At 42.7% G+C, this 15,576-nt stretch carries 14 protein-coding genes; 2 read left to right on the top strand and 12 right to left on the bottom strand.

Translation table 11 applies throughout. The annotated features are described in order from the left end of the window. Window positions 1-21: 21 nt before the first annotated feature. From AC0YOD_RS05340 to AC0YOD_RS05320, 5 genes are all read right to left on the bottom strand, one after another. The gene (locus AC0YOD_RS05340) at window positions 22-1,533 is read right to left on the bottom strand and encodes a helix-turn-helix domain-containing protein (protein WP_475798182.1); all 1,512 of its coding nucleotides are present in this window, start codon (window positions 1,531-1,533) and stop codon (window positions 22-24) included. 175 nt (window positions 1,534-1,708) lie between these two features. Continuing rightward, window positions 1,709-2,893 (bottom strand): mandelate racemase/muconate lactonizing enzyme family protein, encoded by a 1,185-nt coding sequence (locus AC0YOD_RS05335; protein ID WP_475798181.1) that lies wholly within the window; start codon window positions 2,891-2,893, stop codon window positions 1,709-1,711. Next, on the bottom strand, window positions 2,890-3,894 hold the full coding sequence (locus AC0YOD_RS05330) for an aldose 1-epimerase (RefSeq protein WP_475798180.1): 1,005 nt from the start codon (window positions 3,892-3,894) through the stop codon (window positions 2,890-2,892). The genes AC0YOD_RS05335 and AC0YOD_RS05330 overlap by 4 nt, the downstream gene beginning before the upstream one ends. A gap of 6 nt (window positions 3,895-3,900) precedes the next feature. After that, window positions 3,901-4,713: an SDR family NAD(P)-dependent oxidoreductase gene (locus AC0YOD_RS05325; protein WP_475798179.1), complete on the bottom strand. Its 813-nt coding sequence runs from the start codon at window positions 4,711-4,713 to the stop codon at window positions 3,901-3,903. Between the two features lie 57 nt (window positions 4,714-4,770). Next, on the bottom strand, window positions 4,771-5,691 hold the full coding sequence (locus tag AC0YOD_RS05320; protein ID WP_475798178.1) for a dihydrodipicolinate synthase family protein: 921 nt from the start codon (window positions 5,689-5,691) through the stop codon (window positions 4,771-4,773). 119 nt (window positions 5,692-5,810) lie between these two features. Here AC0YOD_RS05320 and AC0YOD_RS05315 point away from each other — a divergent pair, with 119 nt between their 5' ends. Both AC0YOD_RS05315 and AC0YOD_RS05310 read left to right on the top strand, forming a co-directional pair. Then, window positions 5,811-6,803, top strand: a complete 993-nt coding sequence (locus AC0YOD_RS05315) for a 2-dehydro-3-deoxygalactonokinase (protein ID WP_475798177.1) — start codon at window positions 5,811-5,813, stop codon at window positions 6,801-6,803. Window positions 6,804-6,824: 21 nt separating this feature from the next. Next, on the top strand, window positions 6,825-7,616 hold the full coding sequence (locus tag AC0YOD_RS05310; protein WP_475798176.1) for an IclR family transcriptional regulator: 792 nt from the start codon (window positions 6,825-6,827) through the stop codon (window positions 7,614-7,616). A gap of 355 nt (window positions 7,617-7,971) precedes the next feature. Here the strand turns inward: AC0YOD_RS05310 and AC0YOD_RS05305 are convergent, their stop codons facing one another. The 7 genes from AC0YOD_RS05305 to AC0YOD_RS05275 all read right to left on the bottom strand — a co-directional run bounded on the left by AC0YOD_RS05305 (window position 7,972) and on the right by AC0YOD_RS05275 (window position 15,503). Then, window positions 7,972-11,142, bottom strand: coding sequence for an ATP-binding cassette domain-containing protein (locus AC0YOD_RS05305; protein WP_475798376.1), 3,171 nt, complete (start codon window positions 11,140-11,142; stop codon window positions 7,972-7,974). Between the two features lie 159 nt (window positions 11,143-11,301). After that, on the bottom strand, window positions 11,302-11,712 hold the full coding sequence (locus AC0YOD_RS05300; RefSeq protein ID WP_475798175.1) for an SRPBCC family protein: 411 nt from the start codon (window positions 11,710-11,712) through the stop codon (window positions 11,302-11,304). After that, window positions 11,709-12,035 carry an ArsR/SmtB family transcription factor gene (locus AC0YOD_RS05295; protein ID WP_475798375.1) on the bottom strand — a complete coding sequence of 109 codons (327 nt, stop codon included), beginning with the start codon at window positions 12,033-12,035 and terminating at the stop codon, window positions 11,709-11,711. Before AC0YOD_RS05295 ends, AC0YOD_RS05300 begins: the two co-directional genes overlap by 4 nt. 211 nt (window positions 12,036-12,246) lie before the next feature. Continuing rightward, the gene (locus AC0YOD_RS05290; RefSeq protein WP_475798174.1) at window positions 12,247-13,068 is read right to left on the bottom strand and encodes a GNAT family N-acetyltransferase; all 822 of its coding nucleotides are present in this window, start codon (window positions 13,066-13,068) and stop codon (window positions 12,247-12,249) included. Between the two features lie 134 nt (window positions 13,069-13,202). Next, entirely contained in the window at window positions 13,203-13,568 is a 366-nt protein-coding gene (locus AC0YOD_RS05285; RefSeq protein ID WP_475798173.1) for an MmcQ/YjbR family DNA-binding protein, read from the bottom strand. Window positions 13,569-14,148: 580 nt separating this feature from the next. After that, complete coding sequence (gene map, locus AC0YOD_RS05280) at window positions 14,149-14,895, bottom strand: type I methionyl aminopeptidase (RefSeq protein WP_475798172.1); 747 nt, start codon at window positions 14,893-14,895, stop codon at window positions 14,149-14,151. Between the two features lie 5 nt (window positions 14,896-14,900). Further along, a complete protein-coding gene (locus AC0YOD_RS05275) occupies window positions 14,901-15,503 on the bottom strand; it encodes a TetR/AcrR family transcriptional regulator (RefSeq protein ID WP_475798171.1) in 603 nt (200 codons plus the stop codon). Window positions 15,504-15,576: the final 73 nt, after the last annotated feature.

Below are 15,576 nucleotides of genomic sequence, written 5' to 3'. Positions count from 1 at the left end.
GTCCCCCTCATTCCAATCGTCTTATCCCTGGCGCTCCCTGTATTCGCTAGGAGAACAGCTGCTGTATTTTTTGAACAGCTTATAGAAATGCCTCACATCTCTATAGCCGGCTTGTTCACAAATCTCATATATTTTCATATTCGTATTTCGCAGCAGGTGCGCTGCCTGATTCATCCGTAGCTCCGTCACGTAATCAGTGAAGCTTTTCCCTGTCTCCTTCTTGAACAATCGGCTCAAGTAGACGGGATTAAGATACACATGGTCAGCTACTTCCTGCAATGTAATATCTTTTCCAAGATTGGTCTTCACGTATTGCTTAGCCTGAGTAATAACCTTTCTTTCCGTTTCGTAATGTCCCTCCGATTCTCTCCGGCTCATCTCCTCTATCAGTGACTTGCTAATCTTTTTGATCTCGCCTATGTCCTCGGATTTGCATAACTGCATAAGACGGTTGCTGCCGCTGTCCGCTGCATACACGGCATCCATGCTTCCAAATAATTGGATAAGCATCGATTTAACTGTATCGATCTGCTCTCCGCCGTAGCTGACGAGATATTGCTCAAGAAGTCGCCCTGCTTCTTCATAATCCTCAGCCTCTAGACAAGCCGTCCATCTTCTCTTATCTTCCTTCCACTGCTGTAGTTGAGCAACTGCTTGCGGTCCTATTCTCTTGCGTGCGGCTCTGTGCTCTACCAAAAAATCGATCATCGTAGCATGCACGGAATCCACATGCCAATTGATTATAAGTCCGATTAAGGAAGTTAACCGGGATGATGCTTGATCGAAGATGCGGCCGATTTCTTCTGCCAGCTCACCTCTTTCCGAATCAGCACATACAGCAAGAAAGGTTAGTGGATTGCCAGGCGGACCGAACGGAAGCAAAGTAACAGCCGACGAGTGCTCAGATAAGCTATGTTGTAGTGCGCGCTGCACGGACACAACCGGGGAAGCCGATGTCCAAGTGATGCTAATAGAGGCACACGCGTTGATTTTAGGGTTGATATTTATGCCGATCATCTCGAATTGCCGAATGAGCTCCTCTTCGTCAGCGAATGTATCGAACAATAAGTGAGGTAAATAACGGTCCTTCAAATACTGCATCATATGACTCCACATTTCTTTGTCCTGCGCTATACGATTCTTTTCTGAGCGTTCCTGATCCAACTGTTCCTTAAGGGCATTAAATACACGGTACACCTCATCCAAATCCGTTGGTTTTAACAAATAATCCTGTACGTTGTACCGAAGAGCTTCTTTTGCCAATTCAAACTCCTGATGGCCGCTAATGAGTAACACCTTGACGGGAATCTGTTTTTCGTAAATATGTTTAGCAAGACTAAGTCCGGATACGAAAGTCATTCGAATGTCCGAGAGTACGACGTCCACTTGATGTTCTTCAAGGTAAGTAATCGCTTCCAATCCATCCTTAAGAACAGCCGCTACCTGAAAGCCGCAGCGCTTCCAATCCACGATCTCAGCAAGTCCATTCCTGACTACATCATCATCGTCCACGATTACTATTTGATAGGCCATCTTCATGTTGTTCAACCCTCCCATTATTTTCCGCTTTCTCCTTCCTAGCTTGACACACATGATAAGGAATCATCAACTAGAAAATTTACCTATTACTGAATAAAACAATAAATGGACAGAAAAGAGGAGCGATCTCGCCCCCCTCTCTCCGCCAACAATGTTAGAATCGCTTAGTCTAACCCTTGATTTCAAAATATTCTGTTACGAACTTGCGCATCGCTTTCTCATCTATTTCGACCCCTAGACCCGGTTCATTAGGAACAATCATTTGCCCCTTCTCCAATCGGAAACTTGCGTTCGAATAGTCCTCGCTTCGTTTCAAGGCGTTAGGCTGGTATTCGTAGATCAGGAAATTCGAGATTGCTGCAGAAACATGAATGGATGCAGCATGACCGACAGCCTGATGAGCACTCAGATGCGGGGCGAAGGTGATATGATGCGCCTCTGCCAGATGAGCAATCCGCATCATCTCGGTGATTCCGTTCCTGCCCATGTCCGGCTGAACCACCTCTACAGCACCTGAGGATATCCATTCCTTGAAGGTATAGATTGTACGTAGAGGCTCTCCTACTGCGACAGCTGTATCAATCGCTTCAGCTAGCTTGCGATGCCCTTGCATATCCTCAAATGTAATCGGTGCTTCGAAGAACATAGCATCAAGCTCACCTAATGCACGACCAACCGAATAGGCTTCTGAATGGGTGTATTTTCCATGAGCATCCAGCATCAGATCCAGTTGATCTGTATCAAATTCCTTGCGGATTGCATAAAGAGCGTCCAAATCCGCTTTCTTGCCTTTGCCAAAGGTATGAAACTTAATCGCATCAAAGCCTTCTTCCTTCAGCCGAACTACATTTTCCAAACGTTCCTTCACATCAGCTCCCGGCACACTGGAGCAGTAGCAACGAAGCTTATCACGGTATTTCCCTCCGAGCAGCATATATACCGGCAGCCCTAGCGCTTTACCCTTAATGTCCCAGAAGGCGATATCAAGGCCTGCCATCGCATCGACTAAGTAGCCGCCGGTATAGCCGCGCTCACGTAAGGTGTCGAGCATTTTATCCCATAGGTATTGGTTTTGCATCGGGTTTTCTCCGAGAACCATCGGTGCTAGATGATGCTTTAGAATCGTCGCAACGACCTCCGGATTCGTCGGCGCCAAAATCTCGCCCCAGCCTACAATACCATCATCTGTCGTAAGCTTCACGAATACGGTTTCCGCATTGACGGAATAAACGCAGGACCGACGATCACTAATTCCTACAAAATAGTCCGGTGTAATAAAGCGCTTACCATCCTTTTGAACAGGACCCGTCGGCGGCAGCTTTACAATGTACACTTCAATATTGACAACTTTCATAGCAATTCTCCTCCTCGTGCGGATATATTGTTCTCAACCTCTATGAGCCAACCAAACTGTTTCTCTTCCCCGGGTGCTAATTCCAGAATCCCGGTCTGGGATGCTTCCCACGGAAGATTATAAGCGTCCGGAATACAAGTATGCGGCTCCAATGAGACAGCGTCCCCCCATGGAGGGATAAACAGCACCATCACTGAAAAAAGTCCATCCATTTGATAGTAGATGCGTCGATCGAAACCTCTATCAGTAAGCAGACAAGCGTAAGATTGCTCCCTCACCGAATGGAAGTCGGAGCACTGAAGATAGTGGAGGTTGCCCTCGAGCTTGGTAAGATCCTTTCCCTGGCGTAGCTGCTCTGATAATCTAGTCACCTTGGGCAGTACGCTAGCCCTTCCAACTCCATCTATGGACCATTGAGAGGATGCCGGAATCTGAAGCGATGCATGGTTATGGCTATGTGAAAAATAAGGATGATAACCAAGTGAAAATGGAGCGAATCCTAGTCCTGCATTTCGCACAGAGCCTTCAAGATATAGCTTCCCTTCTTTTAAGCGATAAGTAACAAGATACTCTAAGTCAAATGGAAAATAAGCGAACCGCTCGGGATCTTTCTTATACGAATAACCAGCTTGGAGGAACGCTCCTTTGTCTGCGTCCTCTCCCCATTGTATGACCTCCCAGGGAACGGTACCGATCTCACCATGCACATTGTGCTTACCAACCGAAATCGGAAGCTGGTAGTCCTTACCGCGATAGGAAAATTTCCCATAACTCGTTCGCCCCGGAGGACTAAGCATGGGGAGTCCATATCGGAATGGCGTTTGCCGTAGAATCGATAAGGAAGGCGGTTGCAATAGGACATCTTTGCCTTTTGAGACGAATCGAATGACATTCATTCCGAAGGTGGTTACGAGATCGACCTCGACATCCCTAAGGTGATCACGCAATTGATGTATTCTCTCCCCTTCTCTATCAATCCAAGCGTTATCATAGACGCTCATGACCGACTACTCCTCCACCTCAAGCTTGTAAACCCCATCTTTCCATCTCCTCCGCAAATCCGGACGTACCAATCCGCTGACGGCTTGCAAGGACATGCCTCCGTCAACTACCAGGTTTAGTCCGTTCACGAATGCGGAGAGATCTGAGGCAAGGAAAACGGCAGCATTCGCGACATCCACTGGGTAACCGAGACGACCGAGTGGATAACAGTCACGATCAATATCAAAGTCGGGCCTGCCTGCACGCTTTCTTTGTTCAGCTTCACTCATCGTTCTCCCCGGTGAAATACTATTGGCGCGAATTCGATCAGCGGCACCTTCTAATGCGAGTTGCTCAGTAAGAGTAATGATTCCGTTTTTGGCTGCCGAATAGGCGGGGAGTCCAGGGTTCATACGCAGTGCATTGATAGAGGACATGTTAATAATGGACGGCGCCTTCGATAGCTTTAGGAGTGGAAGCGCATATTTACTGCAAATAAAGACAGACGTCAGGTTTACATTTATGATGTGATTCCACTCCAGAACTGTAAGCTCCTGAATCGAGCCGCCACGGGTGATACCAGCATTATTGACCAATATATCCAACTCATCAATCTCGGCGAACACACGCTTTACGGCTTCCTCGTCGGTTACGTCAAGGGTAATGGCCTCTGCTTGATAGCCCTTTGCAATCAGGCGCTCTGCTGCATTCGTTGCTTTCTGCGCATGCACATCTGCAAGCTTGACCCAGCAGCCTTCCTCTGCGAATCGCTCGGCGATCGCTCCTCCTAAGGTTCCCCCCGCGCCAGTAATCAGCGCCTTCCTTCCTGTTAATAACATGGCTTGCAACTCCTATCCATCAAGACTGTTGATAGAGTCTATCTTATTGCTCTTTGATCACCGTTTCCAATTTAGGACGAGTGGATCAAGACCGCTCAATGTCTCAAGCGCTTCTTTCAGTAAGATTTCATCGGCCGGGGCATTCGGATTTCTAACATAAGCGGATTGGATAACTCCACCCGCTTTCAATACTTCTTTATGCACCGACATGGCGAAACCAGCAATCGTGCCAATGCGTATGAATGGCAAGTATCGATAGAATAGCGCTCTTGCTTCATCCTTCTCACCCGACGTGAACAATTGATAGATTTGCACACACACATCTGGGAATTCACATGCTGGCATCGTCCCAACCGCTCCGCGACATAATTCCTCATAGTAATACATTCCATTTAGACCGCCAAAAACGGTTAAGCGACCCTCCGATTGCTCGATAACCTCCGTGATCTTCACTGTCGTTGGAGGCGCTTCCACCTTTACATAAGAAATATTATCATATTCCTTTGCGAGCTTCACCATTGTAGAGATAGGGATGCTGACTCCGCTAGCAATCGGGGCATCCTGAAGCATGATTGGGATATCCACTGCTTTGGCAATTGCAGCAAAATACTCAATCATCCGCTTCCCATCTGGCTTCACCATATATGGAGGCAACACCATCAGCGCATCCGCTCCTGCTCGCTGCGCCCACTTACTTAGCTGTACTGCTCCTTCAAGCCCAGTATGACCACTCCCGAATACAAGGGGAACTCGCCCTTTCACCTCATCAATGACAATGTCCGCAATCATTTCACGCTCTCGCTCTAATAACGTGTACATTTCACTTGCATTACCGAATAAGGCAATTCCATTCACCTTCGCTGCCAGCTGAAAACGAACGAGCTCGCGCAAGCTTTGTTCATCCACTTCGCCTGTTTCGGTGAAAGTAGTAGCAAGAATCGGATAAACCCCTTTTAAAGCGAGATGTGACTTCGTCATTTTGGTTGTCTCCTTCTCGTCTTGTAAATTTTTAATTGCATATTACACAATCACATTCTATAATGCGAATGAAGATATTACAATACAATACTTTAATTCATTTTATTGGAGGGTATTCCATGAACATACTTGTTATCGATTCGGGTACGACTTCGAGCAGAGTTCGTTTATATGCAGGAGAAGAGATCCTTGGAGGTGCTCATAGACAAGTAGGTGCTAAAGATGTTGCCGTCACCGGTGACACTCATGTGATCATGAATGCGTTAAGGGAATGCATCACGGAGTTATTGGAAGTGCATGCCTACTCCTTGGATGACATTGATGCCATCGTGGCATCAGGGATGATTTCCTCCAACATCGGGTTATTTGAAGTTCCTCATCAGCAAGCGCCTCTTGGCATCGTGGACATCGCTTCTGCAATTGTTTCCAAGACTTTCCCTACAATTGCAAACAAACCGATCTATTTCATACCGGGTGTGAAGACGGGCTTTCAAGCGGATTCTGAGCTCGTAGAAAACGATATGATGCGGGGAGAGGAAGCCGAAATCTTCGGTTACTTGGAGGAATTCAAGCAGGAGCAGCTGCGAGGTGATGTCTTGTTTATGCATTATGGGTCTCATCACAAATGTATTCTTCTGAAGCAGAGTCAAATTGAAAAATGTCGTACTTCCATTACCGGAGAATTAATGATGACCCTCATGCAGAATACGATCTTAAAGAGCAGCCTTCTGCCCCTTACGGAGTTCGAACCAGATGAGGTCTGGGTACGCAAGGGCTTGGAAACTGCGGAATCGGCTGGTTTCGGGAGAGCCTTATTCTCTGTGCGTGTCGCAGAAACAATGGTGAAATGCGGAAAACAGAGGGCGACGAGCTATTTTCTTGGCGTTTTACTCTCACTCGACTTCTTTCTTTTAAATGATATGATAACGCCGAATACGACAAGTCTTGTGCTTTATGGAAAGTCCTTATATCCCGCTTTATTCGAACCGATAGTAAAGGAAAGGTATCCGAATCTTATAGTTGTTACTGTATCGGAGGAGGAATCGGATCGTCTTAGCGCAAGAGGGGCAATGAGAATTTTCGAGCAATATAAGGTACAATGGATTCATTAATAAGATGAAGGATGGATAATGATGAAGACCGATAACGCAAACCCTATGATCACTCAAAGCGTGACAAGGGCGCTTGCTATATTATCTTGTTTTTCCGATGAGCAGCCGGAGTTAAGAGTCATCGATTTTTCTAAGAAGCTTAGCTTAACACAAAGCAATGTATCTCGTTTGCTAACGACAATGGTTAGCTTAGGTTATGTGGAGAAGGACGAAAATAGCGGACTTTACCGATTAGGGCATCAGATTATTACGTTAGGCGGTATTGCGTTAAACAATTCCGAAATTCGAAAGCACGCGCTTCCTGACTTATATGATCTAGAACGCCAGCTGGGTCTCGGCGCGAACTTAGCCGTCCTGAATGCTCAGCATATGTTTTATCTCGCTCATGTAGACAGCCATCGTTCCCCTCGAATGTATACCCTCCTTGGAAGGAGCAATCCGCTCTACAATACTGGCATCGGGAAGGTATTGCTTGCGCATCTAGGTGCTGATGAAGTGAACATGATTCTTGACCATACATCTCTGGCAGCCTATACAGAAAAAACCATAACAAACCGCGACCTGCTTATGAAAGAGCTGGAGATTGTGCGTAACCGCGGCTATGCCATGGAGCTGGAAGAGCTTGCGCTAGGAAGAGCTTGTATTGCAGCCCCTCTAAGAGGTAGAAGCGGCAAGGTCGTTGCGGGAATCAGCTTGTCGGGACCCCTTTCGGAAATCCGTTTGCCGGAGCGGGAGCGGGAATTGTCGAGCATATTAATAGAGGTGGCAGACCGAATTTCGGTTAAGATTGGCTATATTACAGCAAGAATGTAGCACCTTCCATTGCCCAGAACCGTGGAAGCTTAGAGAATAGAAATAAGACCTCGAGAATATTCTGGTCATGTTCCAATATTGTAGACAATGAAAAAAGCCCTATTAACTGAACGGGAACTGACCCAAAATATGAAGCAAAATAAAACACCTTTAAGTTGAAAATGCGACTATTGTAAAATAATCGTACAACTTGAAGGTGTTTTTACGTGTGAACAAGAGTGAGTTATCCTGTTGAAGTGAAAATGATAACTATTAAATTGAGATTAGCGGGTGTACCTGTAAAAGAGGTCATCGATCAGCTGCTGCTTGTATAGAACAATCCAAACAACAGCTCGCTTTATTTTATCATTCTCATTTATTTATTTTGCTCAAGGAATTGGTAAATTCTCATCATTTCTTGTTTATTCAACTCACGAATACGATTAAAAATTGGAATATCTGCGACAGCCTCAATATTAAAGCCTTCAGTAACAACATCACTTACTTTTCCAGTTAGCCATCTTTGCACGTCTATGCCATCGACGATTTCCTTAAGCCCTTCATTATTGATGCCACTTGCATAACAACTAACACATGGTACCGATAATTTATACACGCCATCATGAAGCCCATCTTCCGAAATAACTTTCTTCCCTTTACAGAATGGGCAAGGATGACTTGCTTTAATCTTATTAATTAAGGTGACTATTTTTTTGTAACCAAACGCTTCATAGACATAAGTTAGTTTTTTGTATTTCCCATTGGTGAAATACTTATCAATGATGTTTTCTCTTGTTTCGGTGATATTGGCAAAATCACAGATGGTAATCCGATTATGAATGCTGATGGATTCGATACTGCCGCGAATACTGCCCCAGAACGGCAAGACATTTTGTAAAACCATTTCATAGTTCGCAAAGCTTGCCATCTCTAGTTCAAGCATTTTCAGAGCAGCTTGTGTTTCCCTAGGCAATAGAGAGACATCTTCTGTCAAAAGCATATCTCCGCCGACAATGGCCTTCATTTTTTCTAGAACCTGTAGATTTCCAACGGTTTTGATGACTTGATCAAGAGGCTGCCCAATAATCTCTCGAATATCCGTATCGCCAAATTTCAACTTTTTATGATGCTTTAGTACGGTTCCTTGACAAATTGGACAGGTAATTTTTACTTTGGATTCTTTTATATGATCTTTAATGATCGATTTCGATACAACCATATACATTCCAATGATATGATTAAAGCCTTCCCAGGTCCTTGTTGCTTTTCCTACTTTATCATAGAATGATTTTTCCCAATACCCGTATAAGAAGGTATGCTTTTCTGCTTCTGTCATCTCATTATAACTTTTGCTTAAATCCTGACCGAGCTCATTTTTAATCTCATCAAAGATGAATTTTATTTTTGGAAATTGATAAAATTTTAAAATCTCCATCGCATCCGGATGCAATAAGCCATCCCAGAATGGTACGGTTTTGTCCTGAATAACAATATCAAAATCAAATTTTTCAATCACTCTGCGTCCCGAACAGCATGGACAATGATTTTCTTGATTATAGAAATCGAAGCTATTGGTATCTTTATTGTTTGGATGCGCCGCCACCATATGGTTGATCAAGCCACCAATTTCGAAGAGAAAACTATATTGACTATACAGGTGCCGTTCCAGATCAATGGCGATGACAGGTGCAATGGTTTCAGATTCGTATTCACCATAAATCAGACGGGCCATCGATGATAAGCTTTTTAAGATGCCGCCCTTATAGACGTTTTCTGCATTTTTAAAATAGGCAATGTGTTTTTCTTTTAAGTAGTTAACTCCATTTTGTTGATTGAGAATTGAAGGAATTTGCAATGGTGCCACACTATCTGTACTGTTTTGTTGACGATAGTAATCATCATGACTGACAACATCAAGATGCTCCACAGGCGCAAGCTGTCTTTTACCAAAATCAACGATAAAATCAGAGCTTTCCAGCATATACGAGTTATGTTCAATCAAAATCATTGAGACGGATTCATCCTGTAGAATGACCCTAACACTATCAATGAATTGATTTAAAATGTTTTGTGATAAACCTTTTGATGGCTCGTCAAAAATAAAAAGTGTATGTGGGTTTCTTGAGTTTGCAAACAGCTCTGAAACTAAATGGACACATTGAAATTCACCTGTTGATAAGGATTGTGTTTTTCTTTCCAACGTCAAATAACCAAGCCCAAGTTTGATCAATAAGCTCAAGCGTTTATGAGCAATATCTTCATTTGGCAGTTCATCAATAATATCTTCAATCGATCGCTGAAAAATATCATCAATATCTTCACTGTATTTTGTGAGCTTCTTTTTAATATCAAGAAAAGTCGCAACAGTTGACCGACTTGTAATCGATTGGTTTCGATCTTGCCCAACCATTACCAGTTTATCTTTGGGATATCGCTTCAAAAAATCTTTGGACATACACTCATTAACAAGTGTAGATTTACCACATCCAGACTCACCCGTAAAAGTTACGAGTCTATTTTTGGGAATCTGAATTTCTGTCATTTGAATGTTGCGACAGTAAAGATCATGGAATTGATAGTATTCTGTTGGTGTTTCCTTCATGCGTTCCCCAATAATTGGTTTTGGACGTGGTGATTCTTCAACAATTTTCCCGCCGTATTTACCACTACCAGGTCCAAAGAACAAATGCTTGTCCGCTGTGTCGAGTACCGCGTCAGAATGGTCAATAAGCCAAATTTGATTCTTAAACCCTAATTGTCTAATCTCTGCTAATATTTTCAATAGTGTTTGGTGATCGAGACCCACAGAGATTTCATCAATGATAATAACCGTATTTTCACTTGTTGCCATAAATTCTGCCAAGTAAAGTCGTGTTACTTCTCCACCTGACAATGTACCCATAATGCGATTTAATGTTAAGTAACCAATATTCATATTGATTATATTTTTTAGAATTTGTTGTTTACCTTCACTAATCTTTAAAACTTCTGCTAGTGAAAAAATGGTTTCAATGCTTAAGTCGTTGATATCGGAAATACTCTGTGCTTGATCAAATAATTCAAATTTATATTGTTCAACTTCTTGATTGTAGCGATTGCCCTTACACTTTTTACATTCAATATTTTTAGTAGTTCCGCGACCTTTACAATCTGGACACCAGCCTAATTCATTATTAAATGAAAAAACTTCTGGAGAAAGATTATATTTTTCAGCAAGAGTAACTCGAATCTCTGTAAACACGCCAGTATGTGTGCCAATTGTTGAACGTGGATTTGAGGAAATGGATGATCTGCCTAGAAAAAGTACAAGTGGCATTTCTTCCATCTTGATGGCACTGAAATTGGTTTCCATAATATTCGGAAATAAATACTGATATTCAGCCTTTGGCAATAAAGAAACGAGGCGCTTCTTGGATTCTTCTCCAATTGCTTGGCAAAAAGTTGTTTTACCAGATCCAGACAAACCAGCAATTCCTAATGATTTATCTACAGGCAGAACTGTATCTAGTTTATTAATATTATTTGCAATTAATTGATTTATCTTCATAGTGATATCCTCTCGATCCTCTAAACTTATAGGGTGCCTATCTTTCTTCATAGATGCGCCCTTCTCATAAAGAAAGAGCACAATTCTTACTAAGGAATTGTACTCTTTTTTTAATAATGAATTATTTGTATAAACCGATTAAAGTTAATAATTATATGCCTATGCTAACACTTTTTCGAGCTGGCCACTCATATTCATCCAAGCGTATTTAGCTCCTTCGATCGCCCCTTGACGGGCTTTCGTTTCTTCACTAAATCCAGATTGATCAAGATGTAGATGAATAATTCCATCTGAACCTTTTTTCAGAGTCCATGTAACCGTTGTGCTTTCTCCAGCACTTAACCATGTGTAAGATAATGTATGAGGCTCATCCACTTCGAGTACCTCGCAATCTACAATTCCATTCCACCATTCGGATGGCACTGAGCGAAACTGAAACTTATGTCCAACGACCGGTTTAAAATCATTATCCCAAATCCATTTCGCAAGAGTATCCGAATCGGTTAAAGCGTTCCACACCTTTTCAATTGAGCTTGTAAATTGAAAATCTAATGATACATCTGGTTTCATTTATTTTCCTCCAATAATAGATTTAATTTAACGATTCTTTCTTTCCAGAATCCTTCGTAAAATGATACCCAATCTTGAATTTCTCTAAGTGGAGAGGCGTTTAGTCTAAATCGTGTTTCTCTTCCGACTTTTCGATCAAGTACCAGTCCGGCCTCTTTAAGAATACTCAAGTGCTTAGATACTGCTGTTCGACCCATTTGAAAATGAATTGTTATTTCATGTAGGGGTAATTCTTTAACATCTGCCAAAATTTGAATTAATTTCCGCCTTGTTGGATCGGCAATAGCGTCATAAACATCCCTCACTTGACTTTTATCTTTCAAAATCACCCCCACCTTTTCATAATTATTTCCTGTTGTTTCACCGATTAAACGCCATAACAACCTAATAGGACACCATTTGTAGTCATATTGATTATAGGACACCAATTGGTGTCCTGTCAATTCCCTGGTCCGACCTTCCTTTTATAATAAAAAAACCGCGCTAAGCGCGGATTATTAAATCCAAACTTTTAGGATTTCACATTCCACTCTCTTAACTATTTGAGTGAGGCACCCAAATAGATCTTGTCCAAGCCATTTGAAAACCTACTCGTTCCATATTATTTTGGCTCGTAGACCCGAAACTCGCCTGTGCTACTACAAGTTTACAATCTGCTTTGTAAGCTTCGAACATCCTTCTTTGTAAGAGTGCAGTTTGCAATCCACTTTTTCTATATTGAGGAGTTGTAGCAGCTAATGTGCAAGATGCAATGTTGTTGTTTATGTGCATGACAGCCACCCCAGCTGGGATGTCATTCAAGTATCCTAAAAATAGCTTCCATCCAGATCTATTCAACAAACCTATATTGTTTTTTATAAAATGATGTTTATCGGATAATGACATGCCAGAACCGAGACAGTGTATCTCAGCATATGAATCAAACGTTTTTTCGTTATCGATTTGCACAATCTTTATATGGGGAGGTAGTTTAGGAAGTTCTTCTATAGGGGACCCATATAGTACGGAATGAAAGTTACTTTGATAAAAACCATGCTCGGATAAGCTTTGAAAAAGCTTGGCGCTGCAATGAATTGGATTTACATCAATCTGAAATGTTCTATCTTTTGACTGGTAAAACTGTTTTATATCTCCTAGCTTGTCAATATCGTCATCAGAGATGCCTTTTACTGAATTAAATATGCCCCAAGGCATTGTATTTATGTAATACGCTGTAGTTCGGCCGAATTTAACGATTTCAACCCCCTCTGGATTCCCCTCACGTTCGCGAATTGAGTTGATTCTTGAGGATAAATAATCGATTTCAGATTGTTGGATTTTTTCAGCAAGTTCTTGATTAATTACAGGCAGCCTCAAGGCACTTCACTTCCTATACTCTTTTTGTAGGAGTTATGGTATCTGCTATTTCGATGATACCTCGCTCAATAGCATATTCTAATGGTGTAAAGCCTCGTCGTATTTCACCTTCACATTGAGCATTTATATCAGCGTCATGTTTTAGTAGTAGTCGATATAGATTCTTGGAGACTCTTAGGAAGGTTTTTGATAACCATATCGTAAGAGTGATCAATCATTACAAAGATATCCGACTCTGGCAATGAGTCATCCATTGTAATCGTATTCCAGTGTTTTTTGTTCATGTGGTACCCTGGTTTAACGTTCTCATGTTGCTCTCTCAAATTTTCTGCAATTACCGGGTCACATTTTAAGTTTATGTAAGAATAATCCCCTTTGTTCTCAAAAATAAGTGCGAACATTTTACCTGCAACTTTGATCACCATAGGATCGGATCCAAAAGGATAATTCTTAGTCGCTCCTTTCTTCTTTAAACAGTATTCAATAATGCTATTCTTCAAATCATTACCTCGCCTTCTCCAATAACATCAAATTGCTTATCACTTGTATATCATTATTATAACTGAATATAGCCTCGAACAACTTCTGACTCATTCATTTATAAAAAAAATGTCCCCTCAAAGCTGCTGGTTGATCAGCTCAAGGGGACACCTTACTTATCATTTTCACGTCTTACATCGTGTTGAATTCTATTAGCTATTTGGCTCCAGCAATTATATAATAACGCTCACTGCTCAGCTCTATTTGCAAAGGGATCGGCGTTAAACCGATTTATTCTCGTTCCTTCTGTGTGAGCCAAGGAGGTTAATTACTCGCTTGCCTATTTTACCGTCGCGCTTCAAGATTCGTTCAATCATTCCATCCACATCGTCGACCCTAACATAACGGTATTACGAAGAGCCAATAAATAATTAAACAAAGGCCCCAGACCGTAACATACAGAAGGCTGCCGTAAGCAAGAATCAATCGGCAGCCTTGTTGTGTTCAAAACCGCGAACAGTGGCCGATTTTATTTACTTGAAATCTGGAAGAGGAAATCACTGCTCAAAATCAAATTTGAACTAATAAAAGGATTGAATTCTATTGTGCGGTCAGTATAATCGGGCCATCCGCAGTAATGGCGAGCGTATGCTCGTATTGTGCGGAAAGCGAGCCGTCAGCGGTTCTGGCGGTCCATCCGTCTGCATCAATCGTCATTAACGCTTTTCCGGCATTTATCATCGGCTCGATCGTAAAAACCATCCCTTCCTTCAAACGGAACCCTTTGCCCGGATTCCCAACGTGGGTATAATTAGGTTCCTCGTGCATCTCCCTTCCTACGCCATGACCTAGCAGATCGCGCACCACCGAAAATCCATTTCGCTCGGCATGGGTTTGAACCGCGTGCATCACATCGCCGATCCGGTTTCCGACGACAGCTTTTTCGATACCAAGATATAAGCATTCTTTCGTTACCCGCATCAGATTACGGGCTTCTTCCGACACCTCGCCAACCTCATAACACCAAGCTGAATCGCCGATCCAGCCGTCCGCTTCCGCGACGATGTCGATTTTGACGATGTCGCCTTCCTTGAGCGGCTTCTGGCTCGGAAAACCATGCGCAATGACGTCGTTGACAGATGCACATGTCGCAAACGGATAGCCGTTGTAGCCTATCGTATAAGCCTTGGCGCCATTCTCCTTCAGGAACTGCACTGCGAACGACTCGATATCGAGCGTCGTGACACCCGGCCGGATCATACCTGCGATTGCTTTATGAAAAGCAGCGACAATTCGGCCGGCTTTTCTCATTTCTTCAATTTCTGCTCTTGATTTCAGGATGACCATTCCATTTATCTCTCCTTTGACTGTATGCCTGAAAAAATCATATTGACGATCCCATCCACATCCATCTCGTTCCGCATATTGTGGTGGATGTTCAATGCTGTGCAGCCAACAAGCGAACCAAATATCAAATTAGCTGTTTTCTCCGGTGATTTGGAACCGATTCCTTCACGAATCATTTCCACAAACGGCAAATAGACCCTTTCCTGAAAATCGTCAAATAGCTTGATGAACCGGTTTCCCGGGAAGTGATGAAAATTATCCGCAACTGTTTTAAGCAAAATAAACACGGAAGGATCCTGGATACACTTCCGCAGGAGCAGCCTGGAGAACGACTCAGCTTTAAGCAAACCGCCGCCGTCCCCCATCATAGCGGGCAGTACTGCCGACTCCGTTCGATTCAGGGCATCCCACAGTAAATCTTCCAAAAGCATGTGCTTATTTTTGTAGTAATGATACACGGTTCCGTAGCCGAGCTCTGCCTTGACCGCAACATCGCGTATTTCCAATTGAATGCCCTTCTCCAAATATACTTCCGCACCCGCTTGCATAATTTGGTTCATCCGCATCTCCCGGATCGCATCATTCTGTTCTTTGGTACGTGGTGACATGGCTCCTCCTTTTTTAGACCTGCTGTAATGTCAATGTAAAAAATACTATACATCATTTAGAAGTAAGGTTCAA

The organism is Paenibacillus sp. J31P13 (assembly GCF_056269295.1).
This window is presented reverse-complemented; position numbering and strand designations above follow the sequence as displayed.

Bases quoted from the DNA above. Each gene is read 5' to 3' on its own strand.
- AC0YOD_RS05340 (WP_475798182.1), bottom strand. From the start codon at position 1,533: ATGGCCTATCAAATAGTAATCGTGGACGATGATGATGTAGTCAGGAAT.
- AC0YOD_RS05335 (WP_475798181.1), bottom strand. From the start codon at position 2,893: ATGAAAGTTGTCAATATTGAAGTGTACATTGTAAAGCTGCCGCCGACG.
- AC0YOD_RS05330 (WP_475798180.1), bottom strand. From the start codon at position 3,894: ATGAGCGTCTATGATAACGCTTGGATTGATAGAGAAGGGGAGAGAATA.
- AC0YOD_RS05325 (WP_475798179.1), bottom strand. From the start codon at position 4,713: ATGTTATTAACAGGAAGGAAGGCGCTGATTACTGGCGCGGGGGGAACC.
- AC0YOD_RS05320 (WP_475798178.1), bottom strand. From the start codon at position 5,691: ATGACGAAGTCACATCTCGCTTTAAAAGGGGTTTATCCGATTCTTGCT.
- AC0YOD_RS05315 (WP_475798177.1), top strand. From the start codon at position 5,811: ATGAACATACTTGTTATCGATTCGGGTACGACTTCGAGCAGAGTTCGT.
- AC0YOD_RS05310 (WP_475798176.1), top strand. From the start codon at position 6,825: ATGAAGACCGATAACGCAAACCCTATGATCACTCAAAGCGTGACAAGG.
- AC0YOD_RS05305 (WP_475798376.1), bottom strand. From the start codon at position 11,142: ATGAAGATAAATCAATTAATTGCAAATAATATTAATAAACTAGATACA.
- AC0YOD_RS05300 (WP_475798175.1), bottom strand. From the start codon at position 11,712: ATGAAACCAGATGTATCATTAGATTTTCAATTTACAAGCTCAATTGAA.
- map (WP_475798172.1), bottom strand. From the start codon at position 14,895: ATGGTCATCCTGAAATCAAGAGCAGAAATTGAAGAAATGAGAAAAGCC.
- AC0YOD_RS05275 (WP_475798171.1), bottom strand. From the start codon at position 15,503: ATGTCACCACGTACCAAAGAACAGAATGATGCGATCCGGGAGATGCGG.